The sequence below is a fragment of the Halorubrum halodurans genome (genome assembly GCF_002252985.1).
GTDB lineage: Archaea > Halobacteriota > Halobacteria > Halobacteriales > Haloferacaceae > Halorubrum > Halorubrum halodurans.
This window is the reverse complement of sequence record NZ_NHPJ01000040.1, coordinates 1-15,282: the sequence shown is the minus strand read 5'-3', so window position 1 is coordinate 15,282 and position 15,282 is coordinate 1. Positions and strand designations below refer to the sequence as shown.

The following is a 15,282-nucleotide window of genomic DNA, read 5'->3' as shown; positions in this document are numbered from 1 at the left end:
TCAGTTCTCTGTCGTCTCCACGGCCGTCTCGACGGCGTCGTACCGGTCGAGCAGCTCGGCGAACGCCCCGCCGGCCCGGAGCGCCGCCAGCTCGTCGGCCAGGTCCGCGACCGGGACCCGGACCTGCGCCGCCGAGTCGCGCTCGCGGACGGTGACGGTGTCGGGGCCGTCGCCCTCGATCCCGTCGCGGTCGACGGTCACGCAGAACGGGGTGCCGACCTCGTCCTGTCTCCGGTACCGCCGCCCGATCGAGCCGGAGTCGTCGTACGCGACCGCCAGCCCCGCCGCCCGGAGGTCGGCCGCGACCCGATCCGCGAGGTCGGTGAGTCGGTCGTCGTTCGTCACGAGCGGGAAGACGGCCGCGTCCCGCGGGGCGATCTCGGGGGCCAAAGCGAGGTACGTCCGCTCCTCGCCGTCGACCTCGTCGGTCTCGTAGGCGTGGGCCAAGAGCGTCTGGACGGTCCGGCCGACGCCGAAGGAGGGCTCGACGACGTGCGGCGTGACGTGCTCGCCGTTCTCCGTGACCTCCTCGACCGAGAAGTTCGCCACGTCCGCGTCGACCTCGACCTCGCGGGTCCCGTCGTCGCCGTCCTCGTCACCGTCGCCGCCGTCCCCACCATCGCCGTCGATCTCGACGGTCACGGCGTCCGCCTCGAAGGCGTCGGGGTCGCGGCCGGCGAGCGTCTCCAGCGCCTCCGCGACCGCCGCGGCGTCGCCGCCGAACTCGGGGCCGAGCACGGACATGTCGGGGTCGACGGTCGCGCGCTCGACGGTCCGCGGCTCGTCGTACCGCTTGAAGACGGTGAAGGCGTCGTCGCCGTACGCGTCGTGTTTCGAGAGGTCGTAGTCGCCGCGGTAGGCGAAGCCGGCGATCTCGATCCAGTCGCCGTCGACCTCGCTCTCGGCGTCCCAGCAGTCGGCGGCGTAGTGGGCGCGCTCGCCGGCGAGGTGTTGGCGGAAGCGGAACCGGTCCATGTCGACGCCGACCCGTTCGTACCACTCCTGGGCGACCCCGAGGTAGTAGCCGACCCACGGCGACCCGATGATCCCCGCCTCGACCGCCTCGCCGACCGTGGTGTCGAGGTACTCGCCCTCGTCGTCCGCCTGCTCGGTCGCGGGGTAGAGCCGGACCGCGACGTCCGCGACCCGGTCGAGCGGCGGCTCGTCGGCCTCGGGGTCGATGAACTGTTCGAGCTCCGCCTGCGTGAACTCCCGGAGCCGGAGGAGGCCGCCCCGCGGGGAGATCTCGTTGCGGTAGGCGGGGCCGATCTGGGTGATCCCGAACGGGAGGTTGCCGCGGGCGTACTCCTTCAGCCGGGGGAACTCGACGAAGATCCCCTGGGCGGTCTCCGGGCGGAGGTAGCCGGGCTGGCCGTCGCCCGGCCCGATCGAGGTCGCGAACATGAGGTTGAAGTCCTCGACGTCCCGGCCCGCGAGCGGCGAGCCGCAGGAGGGACAGGCGACGTCGTGGTCGCGGATCAGGTCCTCGACCGCCTCGCCCGGCAGCGCCTCGGCGTCCTCGATGTCGGCGGCGTCCTCGACGAGGTGGTCCGCCCGGTGGGACTCGCCGCACTCGCCGCACTCGACGAGCATGTCGTCGAACCCCTCGAGGTGGCCCGACGCCTCGAAGACGGCCTCGGGCATCACGGTCGGGGCCTCGATCTCGCGGTTCCCCTCCTGGAGCGTGAACCGGTCGCGCCAGGCGTCCTCGAGGTTGCGCTTGAGCGCCGCGCCCTGCGGGCCGAACGTGTAGAAGCCGGCGGTCCCGCCGTACGCGCCGTTCGCGCCGAAGAAGAACCCGCGTCGCTTCGCGAGCTCGACGAGGTCCGCGCCGGCCATCAGATACCCTCCAGGAGATCGATGTCCCGGACGACCCCGGACAGCTCCGTCCCGTTCACGAGCGGGACCTGCTCGATGTCGTTGGAGATCAGCTCCTTCGCCACCTCGCGTGCGGTCCGCGTGCCGGCCACCGTGACGAGGTCGTCGGTCATGAAGTGACGGGTCGCGCCGGCCGGGATCTCGACGTTGCGGGTCGGGAGGTAGCGCGCGCCGGTCGCCTTGATCCCCTCCCAGGACCACTCGGAGTCCTGCTCGGCGATCGAGTCGCCCGTGCTCGCCTCGCCCTCGACGACGCGCGCGACCTCCAGCACGTCGACCTCGGTGAGGATCCCCGCCATGTCGGCGTCGTCGTCGAGGACGACCGCGTACGGGACGCCGGCGAGGCCGATCTCGCGTTCCGCGACCGGAAGCGGCGTCTCCACGTGGGTGGCGTTGACCTCGCGGGTGGCGAGCTCGCCCACCGCGCGGTCGCCGGCGACCTCGCCGCGCGCGATCGACCGCACCACGTCGGTGACGGTCAGTATCCCGACCAGCTCGTCGCCGTCGACGACCGGGAGCCGGCGGGAGCGCTCCGCCACCATCGTCTCCGCCGCCTCCTCGAGGGTCGCGTCCGCGCTCGTCGCCGGCACCTCGCGCATCAACAGCGCGAGCTGGTCCTCGTCCGGCTGGTCGATGAGGTCGTCGCGGGAGACGAGCCCGCGGTACACCTCCTCGCCGTCGACGTCCTTGACGACGGGGACCGAGGAGAAGCCGTACTCCTGGAGGTACTCCAACACGTCGTTCCGGCTGCCGGGGATCTCGACGACGACGAGGTCGGCCCGCGGCGTCATGGCGTCTGCTACGTTCATGCCCCGTCTTTCAGCGTCGCTCCTCTTGTATCCCCCGAAGGGCGGCCGCAGACGGAACGCCGACGAGACGCGCCGTTCGGCCGACGTGGCGCGGTCGACGCGGCGGTCCCGCCGACGCCCCGCGTCCCCGAGATCGTACCCGAGGTCCGTCGGATCGACGGCGTATCCGGGCGATCGCCGTCGATCCCGGAACGAGCGGCCGCGCCCCTCGACGGATCTCGGTTCCCGGTTCGCAACCCTTTTGACTGTCTGTGAACTAATCACAATCATGTCACGGAGTTCCACTCCCTGGGACGACCCGGACCCCGACCGCCGGCGGACCGCGCTGCCGACGGACGCGGAGGCGACGGCCCCCGCCTCGGCCGACGTGATGGCGTCCATCGACTCCTCCTCGTCGCGACCGGAACTCGTGATCGCCGACGTCTCCCGCGAGAACGCGTGGCTCTCCGTCGACGAGCGGAGCGCGACCGTCCTCGAGGAGTGGTGTTGACGCCGGGAGGATCCGCCCCGCTCCCGGCTTCCCGTTCCGTGTTCTTCTCCCCGTTTCCGCTCACCCGGTCCGGAGCCCCCGGCCCGCCTCCCACGCCCGGATCAGCGACGCCAGCGTCCGACACGTCGACGCCGGGACTCCCCGCTCGTCGGCGCGTTCGAGGACGCTCCCGTAGATCGCGTCGACCTCGGTGCGCCGGCCGGCCGCGACGTCCTCACCCATCGACGAGCGGTTCGCGGCCGTGTCGCGGGCGACGCTCTCGAGCGCCTCGACCGCCGCGGACTCCGTCAGATCCGTCCCCTCGGCGCGGGCGACGCGGGCGACCTCGCGTGCCGCCTCGCGGGCGGTCCCCCCCGCCGGCCCCTCGACCGTCTCTCCGTTCGTGACTCGCGCCAGCGCGGAGGGACCGTTGATCCCGGCGTTGACCGCGAGCTTCTCGTATCGCCGCCGGGGCATGTCCGCGGCGGCGACCGCCTCGATCCCGGCGGCGCGAAACGCCCGCACCGCCCGATCGGCGAGCGCGCTCTCCCCGCCGGCGAGGGACCCGACGGCGACCTCGCCGACGCCGGTACACCGCACCCGGCCGGGCTCGAGGAGGCGCGCGCCGTAGCTCGCTGTCCCCGCGAAGACGGGACACTCGAGCGCCGCGACGAGCCGCTCCTCGGTGAGTCCGTTCTGGAGCGAGCAGACCGCGCCGTACTCTCCCGCGGCGAGCGCCCGCGCCGCCGCGTCGGTGTCGTACGCCTTGGTGGTCACGAGCGCGAGGTCGGCCGATCGCCCGCGGCCGTCCGTCAGCGCCCGCGGCCGGACGTGCGCCTCGACCGCACCCTCGATCCGCAGCCCGCACTCACGGACCCGCCGCATGTGCGGATCCCGCCCGACGAGCGTCACGTCGTGGGCGCGCGCCAACAGCCCGCCGACGAGGCTTCCGAGCGCGCCGGCCCCGTAGACGAGGACCTCCATGCGGGGTCGAACGGGCCCTCGGCGAAAATGGGTGTCGGTGGCGGCGTGACCCGATCCGGGCCCCCGCTCGCGGGGAGCGACGCTCCCGGCCCCTCAGGTCTTCAGTCCGCTCCCGGTCAGCGGCACGACGACGTCCTCGTCGTCCCCGATCTCCCCGGCGGCACGGAGTTCGCGCAGGGCGGCCGGCGCGACCGCACACGTCGGCTCGGTATAAAAACCCGCGGCGTGGAGCCGGTCGAGCTCCCGCCGGCCGGCCGTCCCCGTGACCGCGACCGCGTCGCCGCCGGTCCCGCGGATCGCCTCGAGGACCTCCTCCCGACGAACCGGCTCGGCGATCCGGATCCCGTCCGCCGCCTCGTTACGGTCCCCGTCGGGAGCCGCCGCCTCGGGGCCGTGAAGCGCCCGGACGATCGGCGCGGTTCCGGCCGCCTGCGCGCCGTAGAGCCGCGGCACCTCGTCGATCCAGCCGGCCTCGCGGAGCCGGCGGAACCCGCGATACGCGCCGAGAAAGAGGGTGCCGTGGCCGAGCGGCGTCACGAGCGCGTCGGGCGCGTCCCAGTCGCGCTGGCGGGCGATCTCGTAGGCGACGGTGGCCGTTCCCTCGAAGAAGGCCGGGTTCCAGGCGTGGCTCGCGTACCAGGCGGGAGCGCCGTCTCCTCCCCGTCCGTCGTCGGAGCGGTCCCCGTCCGGATCGAGCGCGGCGACGCACGCGTCGGTCACGTCCCCTCTGGAGCCCTCCACCCTGACCGGCGTCGCGCCGGCCCGCCGGATCGCCCGGAGCTTCGACTCCTTCACGTCCGCGGGGACGTACACCTCGGCGTCGATCCCCGCGCGGGCGGCGTACGTCGCGACGGCGGCGCCGGCGTTGCCCGAGGAGTCCTCGACGACGCGGTCGACGCCGAGCTCGCGGGCGCGCGTGAGCGTCGTGGTCGCGCCGCGGTCCTTGAACGAGCCGGTCGGGAAGACGTACTCGAGCTTGAACTCCGCGTTCCAGTCCTGGGACGCGCCGCCGCCGGTCCCGTCGGCGCCGACGAGCGGCGTCGCGCCCTCCCCGAGCGTCACGCGGTCGGCCGGGGAGTCGCCGACCGCGAGGAACTCCTCGAAGGCCCAGAGGCCGGACCGCGCGTCGACCGTCGCCGGATCCGGCGGCCCGCCCGCCGGGACCGGCGGGTCCGCGAACTCGAGCGGGGCCCCGCAGGTACAGCGCCACCGGTCGGCGAACGTCGCCCCGCAGTCGGGGCACGCGAGCCGGCGGGGGACGTCGCCCGGAGCGGTCGCGTCCGCCATCAGTACTGGTCGACGTTGGTGCCGACGGAGCAGACGTACTCGCCGGCGGCGACCTGGGGAAGCCGTCGCGTCCGCCAGAACACCCCGTCGGCGTCGGCCGTCACGCGCCCCTTCCGCTCGCCGAACGTGTCGGTCACCTCGAAGAGCGTCTCGCCAGCCGACACCCGGTCGCCGAGGTCGGCCTCGAACCGGACGAGGCCCCCCGCCGGCGAGCCGTACTGGTCGAACCCGCGAGCGCGGACCTGCGACTCGAGCGCCGTGCTCTCCTCGAGAAAGCCGTAGTGACGGAGCACGTTGAACACGCCCTCGACGCCGTAGCGGATCGACTCCTCGTCCCACCCGACGCAGCCGCCGAGCTCGGGGTCGATGGTCGGGATCCCCTGGTCGGGGCCGGCCCGCGCGAGCTGTCCGTCGGGGCCCTTGATGTCGAGGACGTGGCCGCAGCCGAACACCTTCGCCAGCTCGAGACAGTCCCCGTGGAGGTGGTGTCTGATCCCGCAGCGGACCCGGGTCTCGTTTATCATGCGGCTCGTCGACCCCTGGTGGAGGTCGACGATCAGGTCGGCGCGTTTCGCCTCCTCGAAGGTCGCGTGGGCGATCCGCTCGCTCGTCGTGCCGTCCGCGTCGCCGGGGTAGCCGCGGTTCATCTTCCGGTCGTCGATCGGGTTCCGGTGTTCGGCCACCTGAAACGCGAAGTAGTTGACGATCCCGACGACGAGGATCGTTCCCGACAGCTCCGCCGGATCGACGCGGGGAACGAACCGGTTCACCACGCCCAACCCGTTGAGCTCGTCGCCGTCGCTGACCGCCTGTACGTACAGGGTCTTCCCCTCCGCCGATCCGTTGATGACGGCGACGGGCAGCCGGACCGGACTCCCGTCCCGCGTCTCGCCCACCTCGAGACGGCCGGTGTCCGTCTCGCCAGGGGACGCTCGCGCCGTACCCAGCGTGATCATTACGCGAACGTGGGTCGGCGACCCCTTTATCCGTTCGGTCGGCGGCGGTTTCCGCCCGCCGACGCCCGGCGGCGGACGATCCGCCGCGCGACCGGCCGCCCCGGACCCGCGGGAGAACGCGACACAAGGTTTACACCCGCTTCCGTCGAACTGCCGGTAGCCAGCGCCGCCTCGACGCCGGACGGCGGCCACCCGCAGATGAGCATCGACATCGACCCGCTGTGTGACGCGCCCGGTCTCACGGTCACGGACCACATCGAGAACACGCAGTTCGAACTCTACACCGATCGGCGGGTCGATCCACGGCCGTCAGCGGTCGAGGACCACTACTTCCCGGTCGACGCCAGCGTGACGGTCGAGACCGAGTCGATCGAGATCCCGCGGATCGCGGTGGTCGAGACCCGGTCCAGCGACGGAACCCTTCTCGCCCGCGGTGACGACCTCTCGATGCCCGCCGGACGGTACCATCTCGGGATCGACCCCGCGCCGACGAAGCTGTACCTGTACTTCCGGTCCGGCTTCACCGTCACGACGACGGACCGAACCACCCGGATCGAGCTGTCGGGGGCGACGGAGGTGACGCTCGGGTTCCGGTCGCTCCACCAGCGGCCGGCGGGCACGATCACGACCCCGACCGACCCCGAGCCGCTGATGGAGGCGGTCTCGTACCTGGGGTCGGCGCTCCAGACGACGAGCCCGGAGCGCTCCTTCCCGACGCTGCGCGGGCACCCGCCGCTCGTCGAACCGGGCGACGAGTTCACGGTCCCGACGCGGATCGAACGGCCGGAAACCGGCGTGCGGATCGTCGTCCCTCCGACCTATCGGGCGCTGTATCCCGTCGTCCCGCTCGCGTACTACTTCGGGGCCGAGGTCGTCCCCGGCTCGGTCGCCCGCATCGAGGGCGACGGCTGGGAGCACTCGCTCGAGCCGGACGTGGAACGGCGGGCCGCGGAGGTGCTCCGGCAGTCGTTCCACTTCGACTGTATCGCCCGGACCGAGGGGTTCTATCCCGTCGAGCTCCACGAACGGGAGACGACGGCGGTCGACCTCGACTGGGCGTCGCTGTACGAGGCCCCGATCGCCGAGCGGCTCGGGACGTACCTCGAGGTCCCGTTCGACCGGGTCGAGCCGGAGCTCCCGCAGTGGACCCTCACGACCGACGTCCGCCCCGACCCGGACAACGTCGAGGCGCTCCCGTTCGTGGCCGGGGAGCTCTCCATCGTCCGGTCGCCGGAGACGGTCACCCCGGCGGAGTCCGGCCCCGGCGGCGGGATCGGGTTCCTCCGCGCGCCGGAGCCGGAACCGGGGACGCTCGTCCGCGGCGGGACGGGCGTTGACGGGGGGGCCGCCGGAGCCGCGGACGCCCCCGGCGTCTCCGATCCTCGCGGCGCGGACCCCCGCGGAACCGACGCCCCGAGCGAGGCCGGGGGCGCGCTCGGCTCTGCCGACTTCGTTCGGCCCGAGCCGGTCGAGACGGTCGAGCACGCCTGGGTCGGCGACGGGGTCCCCCTCGACGCCAACAAGGCCACGCTCGACGCCTACCGCCGGCGGCTGGAGACCGGGACCGTCGAACAGTCCCGGATCTCGGTGCTTGTCGTCTGTAACGACGAGCAGATGCGCGAGGAGGGGAAGGTCTCGGACCTCTACGGCCTCCGTGACATGGTCCAGTTCGACATCGAGGTGCGTCACGACCTCACCCGCGCGGAGATGCGCGAGGTGCTCGCCTCCGACGTCGACTTCCTCCACTACGTCGGCCACGTCGACGACCGGGGCATGCAGTGTACCGACGACTACCTCGATCTCACGCAGGAGGACCTCCGAGTCGACGTCAGCGCGTTCCTCCTCAACGCGTGTCAGTCCTACGAGCAGGGCGAGGCGCTGATCCACCGCGGGAGCCGCGGGGGGATCGTCACGCTCAGCGACGTCGCGAACTCGCCGGCGACGAAGCTCGGTCGGATCGTCGCCCGGCTGATGAACAGCGGGTTCAACCTCCGAACCGCGCTCCACGTCGCGAAGCGGGAACTGCTCACCGGCCACCAGTACATCGTCGTCGGCGACGGCGCGACCACGATCTGCCAGAGCCGGAGCGGGATCGCGGCCGTCATCGACATCGAGCCGGACGGCTCGGCATTGGACTTCACGATGTCGGCGTATCCGAACGGGCCGTACGGGGTGGGAACGATGTACAGTCCCACGATCGAGGACGTCTCGGAGAACTATGCCGTTCCAACCGACGCGAGAATACGGGAGATCAGTTCCGAGCGACTGACCGATCTGCTTCAGCTCGAAACGGTCCCCGTGTTTTACGACGGTGAGCTCTACTGGAGCGACGAGCTGCTGCCGCTTTGAACCGTCTCGATCCTTACGGGCCGGGCGTGGCCTGTGCCACGTTCGCCGAGGCGGGGGCCGCCTGCGTCAACAGCAGCAGGGCGGTGAACAGGACGCCGGTCATCTTCGGGTGCTCTGCCAGGTATGCCGCAACACTTTCGGGCATATTACACCAAAACGCGCGTGAGATTAAGTTCTAGTCTTATACGAAGTGGCACGTTCTGGATGTTTGAACGTTATAACATCTGAAACAAATTGGTCGGGGTTGCTCCGGAGTCACGGGCGGCGGACGCCGATCCCGCGCGACGGACGGTCGGGTCGACGTCTGACGGCGTCGTTCGCTTCGACGACACGGTTATGTCGCGGGTGACCGTACGCCCGTGACAGACGATGGCGTCCGACAGCGGACACGACGACGCGCAGTATCTCGCCGGGTCGACGGTACGAGTCGCGATCCTGCGGGCGCTCGACCGGAAACCGCGGCGTCCGGCCTCTCTGACCGACGCGGTCGACGCGACACGAACCACCGTCCAGCGGATCCTGGCGGGGTTCCGCGAGCGCCGGTGGGTGGTCAAACGCGACGGCGCCTACCACGTGACGCCGACGGGCGAGCGCGTCCACGACGCCTACGAGAACCTGCTCTCGGAGATCGATCGCGCGGACCGGTTCGGCCGGTTCGCCGCCGGCCTGGAACGGGCGGGCGCGGAGTTCCCCGCCGAGGGGCTCGAGACGGGAGAGCTCACCGCGGCGACCGACCGCGACCCGCTGGCCGCGCTTGACCGGTTGGTGGAACTGATCCGCACGATCCGCGGGTCGGACGTCCGGGCCGTCTCGCCGATCGTCACGACCCAGTACAACGAGGCGGCCGCGGCCGCGCTCGACGCGGGCGCGGAGATCGAGTTGATCATCGACCGCGAGGTGTTGGAGACGTCGATCACGGAGTTCGGGCCGGCGACGGACCGCGCCCTCTCCGACGAGGGCGCGACGGTGTACGTCTCGCCCGACCCCATCGAGTACGGACTCTTCCGGTACGACGACGTCGCCTGCGTGGTCTCCTACGACGGGCACAACAACCCGCGCTGCGTGTTCGAGTCCACGGACCGGACGGTCGTTCGGTGGGCCGACGAGCGGTTCGAGGCGCTCTCGGAGACGGCGGCGCCGCTCTCGGCGGTGGTCCAGGAGCCGTCGGCGAGCCGGGAGTGATCGGCGGCGGCCCCGCGGCCCGTCCGCGACGGGGGCCTACCGGTCCGCTTCGGTGGCGCCCGACTCGCGATCGTCGCGCCGCTCCGGGTCGAAGTTGACCGGCACGACCGTCGGGTGGTCCATGCCGAACGACGAGGTGGTGGCCGTCATGGTTCTACCGCACACTACCGGCTCCGTCCTCTAAAAATTACCCATGCGCATAACACATCGGCCGTCGGCGGGTCATACGTGTCGGTTATCCCTCGAGACGGTCCGTCCGGGCCGTCCGGACCCGACCTCGGGTCCGCGTCCCGCCCCTCGGGGCCCGACGCCTCAGCCCCCGAACTCCTCGTCGTAGAGGTCCTGGGCGTGCTCGACGGCGTCCTTCGCCGCCGCGGCGTCCGCCCATCCCTGCGTCTCGACCTCCTTGCCCTCCTCCAGGTTCTTGTACGTCGAGAAGAACTCGTCTATCTCGTCGCGGATCTGCTGGGGGACGTCCTCGAGGTCCTCGATGTGGTCGAACCGCGGGTCCTCGGTCGGCACCGCGATCACCTTGTCGTCCTGCTCCCCGTCGTCGTCCATCCGCATCAGCGCGACGGGACGGGCCTCGATCACGCAGCCGGGGAACGTCTGGTCCTCGACGAGCACCATCACGTCGAAGGGGTCCTCGTCGTCGTAGTACGACTGCGGGATGAAGCCGTAGTCGTACGGGTAGTGGACGTTCGAGTGGAGCACCCGGTCGAGGACGACGCCCGGAACGTCCTTGTCGTACTCGTACTTGTTGCGTTCGCCCTTGAGACACTCCACGACCGCGTAGATCTCGTCGGGGGCGTCCGGTCCCGTCTCGAGATCCTCCCAGAGGTTCACCATGTGTCGAACACTGCGACGAACGCGTGGAAAATCCTTTCGGGACGGGGTCGCCCTCGATCGCGACGGTCTCGACCGGCGTTCCGGCCGGGCGCTGTCCGGCCGATCGACGTTCTGACCGGTCGGTGTTCCCCTGAGATTCGCTCACGACTCCCCCGACACGCACGAGAGATGGCCTCGAGAGGAACGTGGGCGGATCGGTTCCGATCCCCGGCCGATCCACGGTTGTGGATCCGTCACCGAAACGCCGATATCGTCGAACGACGGCCGTGTCAGCCCGGACGACGCCGACGGATCGGGGTGTTCAACCGCGACGCCGGATGCCGCGCAAACGGGGCTCAGGTCGGCTGACGCGTCCGTTTCGGAGGATCTCGGGCGCTGAAAGCGCGTAAATCCTATGAACGTTGAGAAAGGTTATAAGTCAGGGAACCATTCTCTCAGGCATGTCAGAGGCACGATCCGTTTCCGAGGCAGCGACCACGGCACACGACTTGACCGCGTTCCAACAGAACATCCTGACGATCCTCGCCGAGGAGCCGATGTACGGGCTCGCGGTCAAACGCGAACTCGAGGCGTACTACGGCTCGGAAGTGAACCACGGCCGGCTCTACCCCAACCTCGACGACCTCGTCGACGACGGGTTCATCGAGAAGAGCGAACTCGACAAGCGCACGAACCAGTACGCGCTCACCGACGCCGGCCACGACATCGTTCTCGGCCAACTCGAGTGGGTGCTCGACCGGTTCGTCACCGACGAGGGCCGCGCGGCCGAGGTGCGGGCGCTCATCGAGAAGTGAGAACCCCGCCCGGAGCGTGAGTCGGGTCGCTCCGTCGTCTTCGCCCCGACGAGCCGCGGCTACGGTGCGGGCTCGTCGAGGTCGGCCGCGACGCGCTCGATCGTCTCGAGCGACTCCTCGAGGGCCGCCCGCTGTTCGTCGGTCGGCCAGCCGTTCCGCGGGAAGAACTCCTCGCGGAACTCCGCGCGCATCTCCGGAGTCGCGTCGTCGATCGCGCGCACGTAGTGGTTGCTCATGAACGCCGCGAGGCTCTCCGCCGTCTCGGCGTGGACCGCGTCGGCCCGCTCGGCGACCGCGTCGACGACCGCGTCGTTGTAGGCGGCGACCTCGCGGTAGCGGTCGGGGTCGCCGGGGCCCGAAAGGGAGACCTCCACCGCCCGGTCGGTGTCCTCGATCCGGTCCAACTGCACCGTCCCCGACGCCATCCACTCCTCGGGGTACAACACGAGCGTGTCGTCCTCCTCGCGGAGCCGCGGCGTGTACCCGTGGTCGGCCACCAGCGCGTCCCGGCGGTCGCGGTACCCCGCCGCGGCCGCGGAGTCGGTCGCCTCCCGCGCGAGACGAGTGAGCCGTTCGGCCTCGTCGACGACCTCGACCGGGACGTCCGGGATCCGGTCGGCTCCGTCCTCGTTCGGGTCGGGGCGGTCGCCGTCGGGGTCATTCCCGTCCGCGTCGTCGGCCGCCATCAGCTCCCGTGCCCGTTCTCTCGCCCACTCCGGTGGCTCGTCGTCAGTTCGCGTCATCGAGTGCCTCGTTCGCCAGATCGTCGGCGCGTGCGTTTATCTCCCGCGGAACGTGTGCGAGCGACCACCGGTCGAACCGGTCCAGCAGCTCGCGGGCCCGGACCCGCCGCTCGCGCAGCTCCGGGTCGTTCGCGTCCCACTCGCCGCGCACCTGCTTCACGATCAGCTCGGAGTCGCCCCGGACGTCGATCTCGTCGAAGCCGTACTCGTCGGCCGCCTCCAGCGCGCGGATCAGCGCGGCGTACTCCGCCCGGTTGTTGGTGACGCGGCCGATCCGCTCTCCCCCCTCGGCGACGACGCCGTCGGCGGTGACGAGACACCAGCCGACGGCGCCGGGGCCGGGGTTTCCCCTGGAGGCGCCGTCGAAGTAGACGTGCGCGCGGCCGCCGCCCGCCGAGAGGAGATTGGTCAATCGAGCGGGGTCGCTCCCCTGGACGACCACCTTGTCGTCGTAGGCGACCGCGACCGCCCCGTCCCGCTCGGCGCGCCACCGCTCGTGGTCGGTGTTCCCGGCGTCGATCCGGACGCCGGCGTCCTTCAGGCGTGCTCGCGCCTCGGCCGGATCGCAGTCGATCGTCGGCATGTGTCGGCGGTCGGCGTCCGGCGCGGATATGGCTGTCCGTCCCGGTCGGGTGGGGCTCCACGACGCCGGTCCGTCGCCGCCCCGATCGGGGCCGCCTCCGAGAGAAGGTTTAACACCGTCCTCCGACAGGCCGAACACGGTGAGCGACTCGACGCGGCCGGACCGGGACGACGGCCTGCCGAACAGGACGCGGGCACACCGGGGCGGGGGACACAGCCCGCGGCGGGGTCCGCCGGGGCGGGAGACGAGCGCGGCCACGTCCACGTATCGCCGCGAGTTCCTGGCCGTCGGCGGTCGTTCCGGGACGGAGAAGGACCGGATCGGGGCCCTCCTGACCGATCTCGGCCGGATCGCCGGCGAGGTCGGGATCCTCACGCTTCCGGTGATGCTGTACCTCTCGGTCGCGCGGGGCCGGGCATCCGTCGCCCTCTTCGAGACGTGGCTCGTCGGGCTGACGACGATGGTCGTCGTCGGCACCCTCGTCAGGAACGGGCGGATCGCCCCGCCCCTCACGGACGCTCCGGGGTGGGCGCGACTGTTCCCGACGCTCGTCCTCCTCAGGCTCGTCTGCTTCAACGCCACCCTTCTCGTGGCGGTCCACGGCGGCAGCGCCGTCACGGGGGGAACGGGCGCGGTCGTCCTCGGACTCCTGTGGTCGATGGTCGTCGGCGGAGTGGGAACCCTCCTCTTCCCGCGGGCGGTCGACGAGTGGATGGCCCGTCGCGGCTGACGCGCTCGTCCGACGTCTCCAACGCTCGTCGGCCGCGATCCCCGATCGGGTCGCGTTAAGTTTGGCGTGAATTGTGGTAGACGGCGACGGCTTCGAGCCAATTTTGAGCTGTCTTGAGCGCGACATTGCTGAAACTATTTGCAAACGATGATGTTCGTCGTTCTATTTCCCAAAAGACACGTTCAATGGCATTCCGATTTCCATGTCGAATGACTTGAAATCGATAGCCGTCTTCAGCGAGGACTGAGCCGAGATAGTCTGCGTCATCGACGAGAAATTCGACGTTGTTCAGCTGATAGCGCCGGTGGAGCTCGGTCAGAAACCATCGCGTCGTCTGTTTATTTGTTGTTGGATAGAGGCTCACGTGGAGAATCTCGTTCGTTTGTGGATCAACCGCGCCGTACAGCCAGAACTTCTGGCCGTGGAGGCGGATCATCTTTTCGTCAACCGCGATCTGATCCTCTGAGACGGTCGAGATCGGCTGTAGATCGGCTTTATGAACCCAGTGATGGATAGCGACATGACTTCGATCGATCCCAAACCTTTCGAGATGCTTACTTACCTCACGCAGTGACATTCCGGCCAAGTGACAGCGGATCCCTACTTCAATCGCCCAGCGCGGCGTTCGATCTCGCTCCACAAACGACAAGTCGATCCACGCGATACCTTCGCTGAGGCGGTCGAATTCTGGCATAGACACTCAGAAATCGTCCGCCTCATTCTCTAACTTAACGCGACCCCCGATCGCTCACGAACTTTTAAGTCAGTCGGTCGACGTAGTATATAAATGCGATGACACGGCCCACCCGGCAACGGGATCACGACCGGCAGCGCGTGCGGGACGAGGACGTGGAGGGATCCGAGACCGACGAGGTGGACGTCGAGGAGGTGGATCCCGCCGAACTGGACCCCGAGGACCTCGATCCGGCGGAGCTGACCCGGACGGCCGACGGCGAACTGATACACGAGGAGACCGGGATCATCATCGAGGAGGAACAGATCGATCCCGGTCCGGAGTGGCGGGCGTTCAACCACTCCGAGCGGCAGTCGAAGTCCCGCGTCGGCGCGCCGACGACGAAGACGATGCACGACAAGGGGCTGACGACGACGATCGACTGGAAGGACAAGGACGCGTACGGGCGCTCGATCTCCTCGAAGAAGCGCTCGCAGATGCACCGGCTGCGCAAGTGGCAGGAGCGCATCCGGACGAAGGACGCGGGCGAGCGCAACCTCCAGTTCGCGCTCTCGGAGATCGACCGGATGGCGAGCGCGCTCGGCGTGCCGCGATCGGTCCGGGAGGTCGCCTCGGTCATCTACCGCCGCGCGCTCAACGAGGACCTCATCCGCGGCCGCTCGATCGAGGGCGTCTCCACCGCCGCGCTGTACGCCGCCTGCCGCAAGGAGGGCATTCCCCGCTCGCTCGAGGAGATCTCCGACGTCTCGCGGGTCGACCGCAAGGAGATCGGCCGAACGTACCGCTACATCTCCCAGGAGCTCGGCCTGGAGATGCGGCCCGTCGACCCCCAGAAGTACGTCCCGCGGTTCTCCTCCGAGCTCGGTCTCAGCGAGGAGGTCCAGTCGAAGGCCAACGAGATCATCGAGACCACCGCCGAGCAGGGCCTGTTGTCCGGGAAGTCGCCGACCGGCTACGCCGCCGCCGCCATCTACG

General features: G+C 70.2%; 16 protein-coding genes. 6 read left to right on the top strand and 10 right to left on the bottom strand.

What is annotated here, in order from left to right:
* Positions 1-1,839 carry a glycine--tRNA ligase gene (gene glyS, locus DJ70_RS03625; RefSeq protein ID WP_094530237.1) on the bottom strand — a complete coding sequence of 613 codons (1,839 nt, stop codon included), beginning with the start codon at positions 1,837-1,839 and terminating at the stop codon, positions 1-3.
* Positions 1,839-2,687: a CBS domain-containing protein gene (locus DJ70_RS03620; RefSeq protein ID WP_094530235.1), complete on the bottom strand. Its 849-nt coding sequence runs from the start codon at positions 2,685-2,687 to the stop codon at positions 1,839-1,841. The genes glyS and DJ70_RS03620 overlap by 1 nt, the downstream gene beginning before the upstream one ends.
* Positions 2,688-2,955: 268 nt before the next feature.
* Here DJ70_RS03620 and DJ70_RS03615 point away from each other — a divergent pair, with 268 nt between their 5' ends.
* Positions 2,956-3,177: a DUF7556 family protein gene (locus DJ70_RS03615; protein ID WP_094530233.1), complete on the top strand. Its 222-nt coding sequence runs from the start codon at positions 2,956-2,958 to the stop codon at positions 3,175-3,177.
* Between the two features lie 60 nt (positions 3,178-3,237).
* Here DJ70_RS03615 and DJ70_RS03610 read toward each other — a convergent pair whose 3' ends face one another.
* From DJ70_RS03610 to DJ70_RS03600, 3 genes are all read right to left on the bottom strand, one after another.
* The gene (locus tag DJ70_RS03610) at positions 3,238-4,140 is read right to left on the bottom strand and encodes a ketopantoate reductase family protein (RefSeq protein ID WP_094530231.1); all 903 of its coding nucleotides are present in this window, start codon (positions 4,138-4,140) and stop codon (positions 3,238-3,240) included.
* A gap of 93 nt (positions 4,141-4,233) precedes the next feature.
* Entirely contained in the window at positions 4,234-5,427 is a 1,194-nt protein-coding gene (locus DJ70_RS03605) for a threonine synthase (RefSeq protein WP_094530229.1), read from the bottom strand.
* Complete coding sequence (locus DJ70_RS03600) at positions 5,427-6,383, bottom strand: succinylglutamate desuccinylase/aspartoacylase family protein (RefSeq protein ID WP_094530227.1); 957 nt, start codon at positions 6,381-6,383, stop codon at positions 5,427-5,429. Before DJ70_RS03600 ends, DJ70_RS03605 begins: the two co-directional genes overlap by 1 nt.
* Positions 6,384-6,581: 198 nt before the next feature.
* On the opposite strand from DJ70_RS03600, the gene DJ70_RS03595 reads away from it, so the two are divergent.
* Complete coding sequence (locus DJ70_RS03595) at positions 6,582-8,732, top strand: caspase family protein (RefSeq protein ID WP_094530225.1); 2,151 nt, start codon at positions 6,582-6,584, stop codon at positions 8,730-8,732.
* 13 nt (positions 8,733-8,745) lie between these two features.
* On the opposite strand, the gene DJ70_RS17705 is transcribed toward DJ70_RS03595, so the two are convergent.
* Positions 8,746-8,877 carry a conotoxin gene (locus DJ70_RS17705; protein WP_245810666.1) on the bottom strand — a complete coding sequence of 44 codons (132 nt, stop codon included), beginning with the start codon at positions 8,875-8,877 and terminating at the stop codon, positions 8,746-8,748.
* Positions 8,878-9,101: 224 nt separating this feature from the next.
* On the opposite strand from DJ70_RS17705, the gene DJ70_RS03590 reads away from it, so the two are divergent.
* Complete coding sequence (locus DJ70_RS03590; RefSeq protein ID WP_094530223.1) at positions 9,102-9,914, top strand: helix-turn-helix transcriptional regulator; 813 nt, start codon at positions 9,102-9,104, stop codon at positions 9,912-9,914.
* A 312-nt stretch (positions 9,915-10,226) separates the two neighbouring features.
* On the opposite strand, the gene DJ70_RS03585 is transcribed toward DJ70_RS03590, so the two are convergent.
* Complete coding sequence (locus DJ70_RS03585; protein WP_094530221.1) at positions 10,227-10,763, bottom strand: inorganic diphosphatase; 537 nt, start codon at positions 10,761-10,763, stop codon at positions 10,227-10,229.
* Positions 10,764-11,203: 440 nt separating this feature from the next.
* On the opposite strand from DJ70_RS03585, the gene DJ70_RS03580 reads away from it, so the two are divergent.
* Positions 11,204-11,557 carry a PadR family transcriptional regulator gene (locus tag DJ70_RS03580; protein WP_094530219.1) on the top strand — a complete coding sequence of 118 codons (354 nt, stop codon included), beginning with the start codon at positions 11,204-11,206 and terminating at the stop codon, positions 11,555-11,557.
* A gap of 59 nt (positions 11,558-11,616) precedes the next feature.
* Here the strand turns inward: DJ70_RS03580 and DJ70_RS03575 are convergent, their stop codons facing one another.
* Together DJ70_RS03575 and rnhA are read right to left on the bottom strand one after the other, a co-directional pair.
* Complete coding sequence (locus tag DJ70_RS03575; RefSeq protein WP_094530218.1) at positions 11,617-12,300, bottom strand: DUF7108 domain-containing protein; 684 nt, start codon at positions 12,298-12,300, stop codon at positions 11,617-11,619.
* On the bottom strand, positions 12,287-12,883 hold the full coding sequence (gene rnhA / locus DJ70_RS03570) for a ribonuclease HI (protein ID WP_094530216.1): 597 nt from the start codon (positions 12,881-12,883) through the stop codon (positions 12,287-12,289). The genes DJ70_RS03575 and rnhA overlap by 14 nt, the downstream gene beginning before the upstream one ends.
* Before the next feature lie 139 nt (positions 12,884-13,022).
* On the opposite strand from rnhA, the gene DJ70_RS03565 reads away from it, so the two are divergent.
* Positions 13,023-13,613 carry a hypothetical protein gene (locus tag DJ70_RS03565; protein ID WP_094530214.1) on the top strand — a complete coding sequence of 197 codons (591 nt, stop codon included), beginning with the start codon at positions 13,023-13,025 and terminating at the stop codon, positions 13,611-13,613.
* Positions 13,614-13,668: 55 nt separating this feature from the next.
* Here the strand turns inward: DJ70_RS03565 and DJ70_RS03560 are convergent, their stop codons facing one another.
* Positions 13,669-14,307 carry an IS6 family transposase gene (locus DJ70_RS03560; protein WP_094530212.1) on the bottom strand — a complete coding sequence of 213 codons (639 nt, stop codon included), beginning with the start codon at positions 14,305-14,307 and terminating at the stop codon, positions 13,669-13,671.
* A 98-nt stretch (positions 14,308-14,405) separates the two neighbouring features.
* On the opposite strand from DJ70_RS03560, the gene DJ70_RS03555 reads away from it, so the two are divergent.
* The coding region (locus tag DJ70_RS03555; RefSeq protein WP_094530210.1) for a transcription initiation factor IIB at positions 14,406-15,282 on the top strand (877 nt) is incomplete at its 3' end.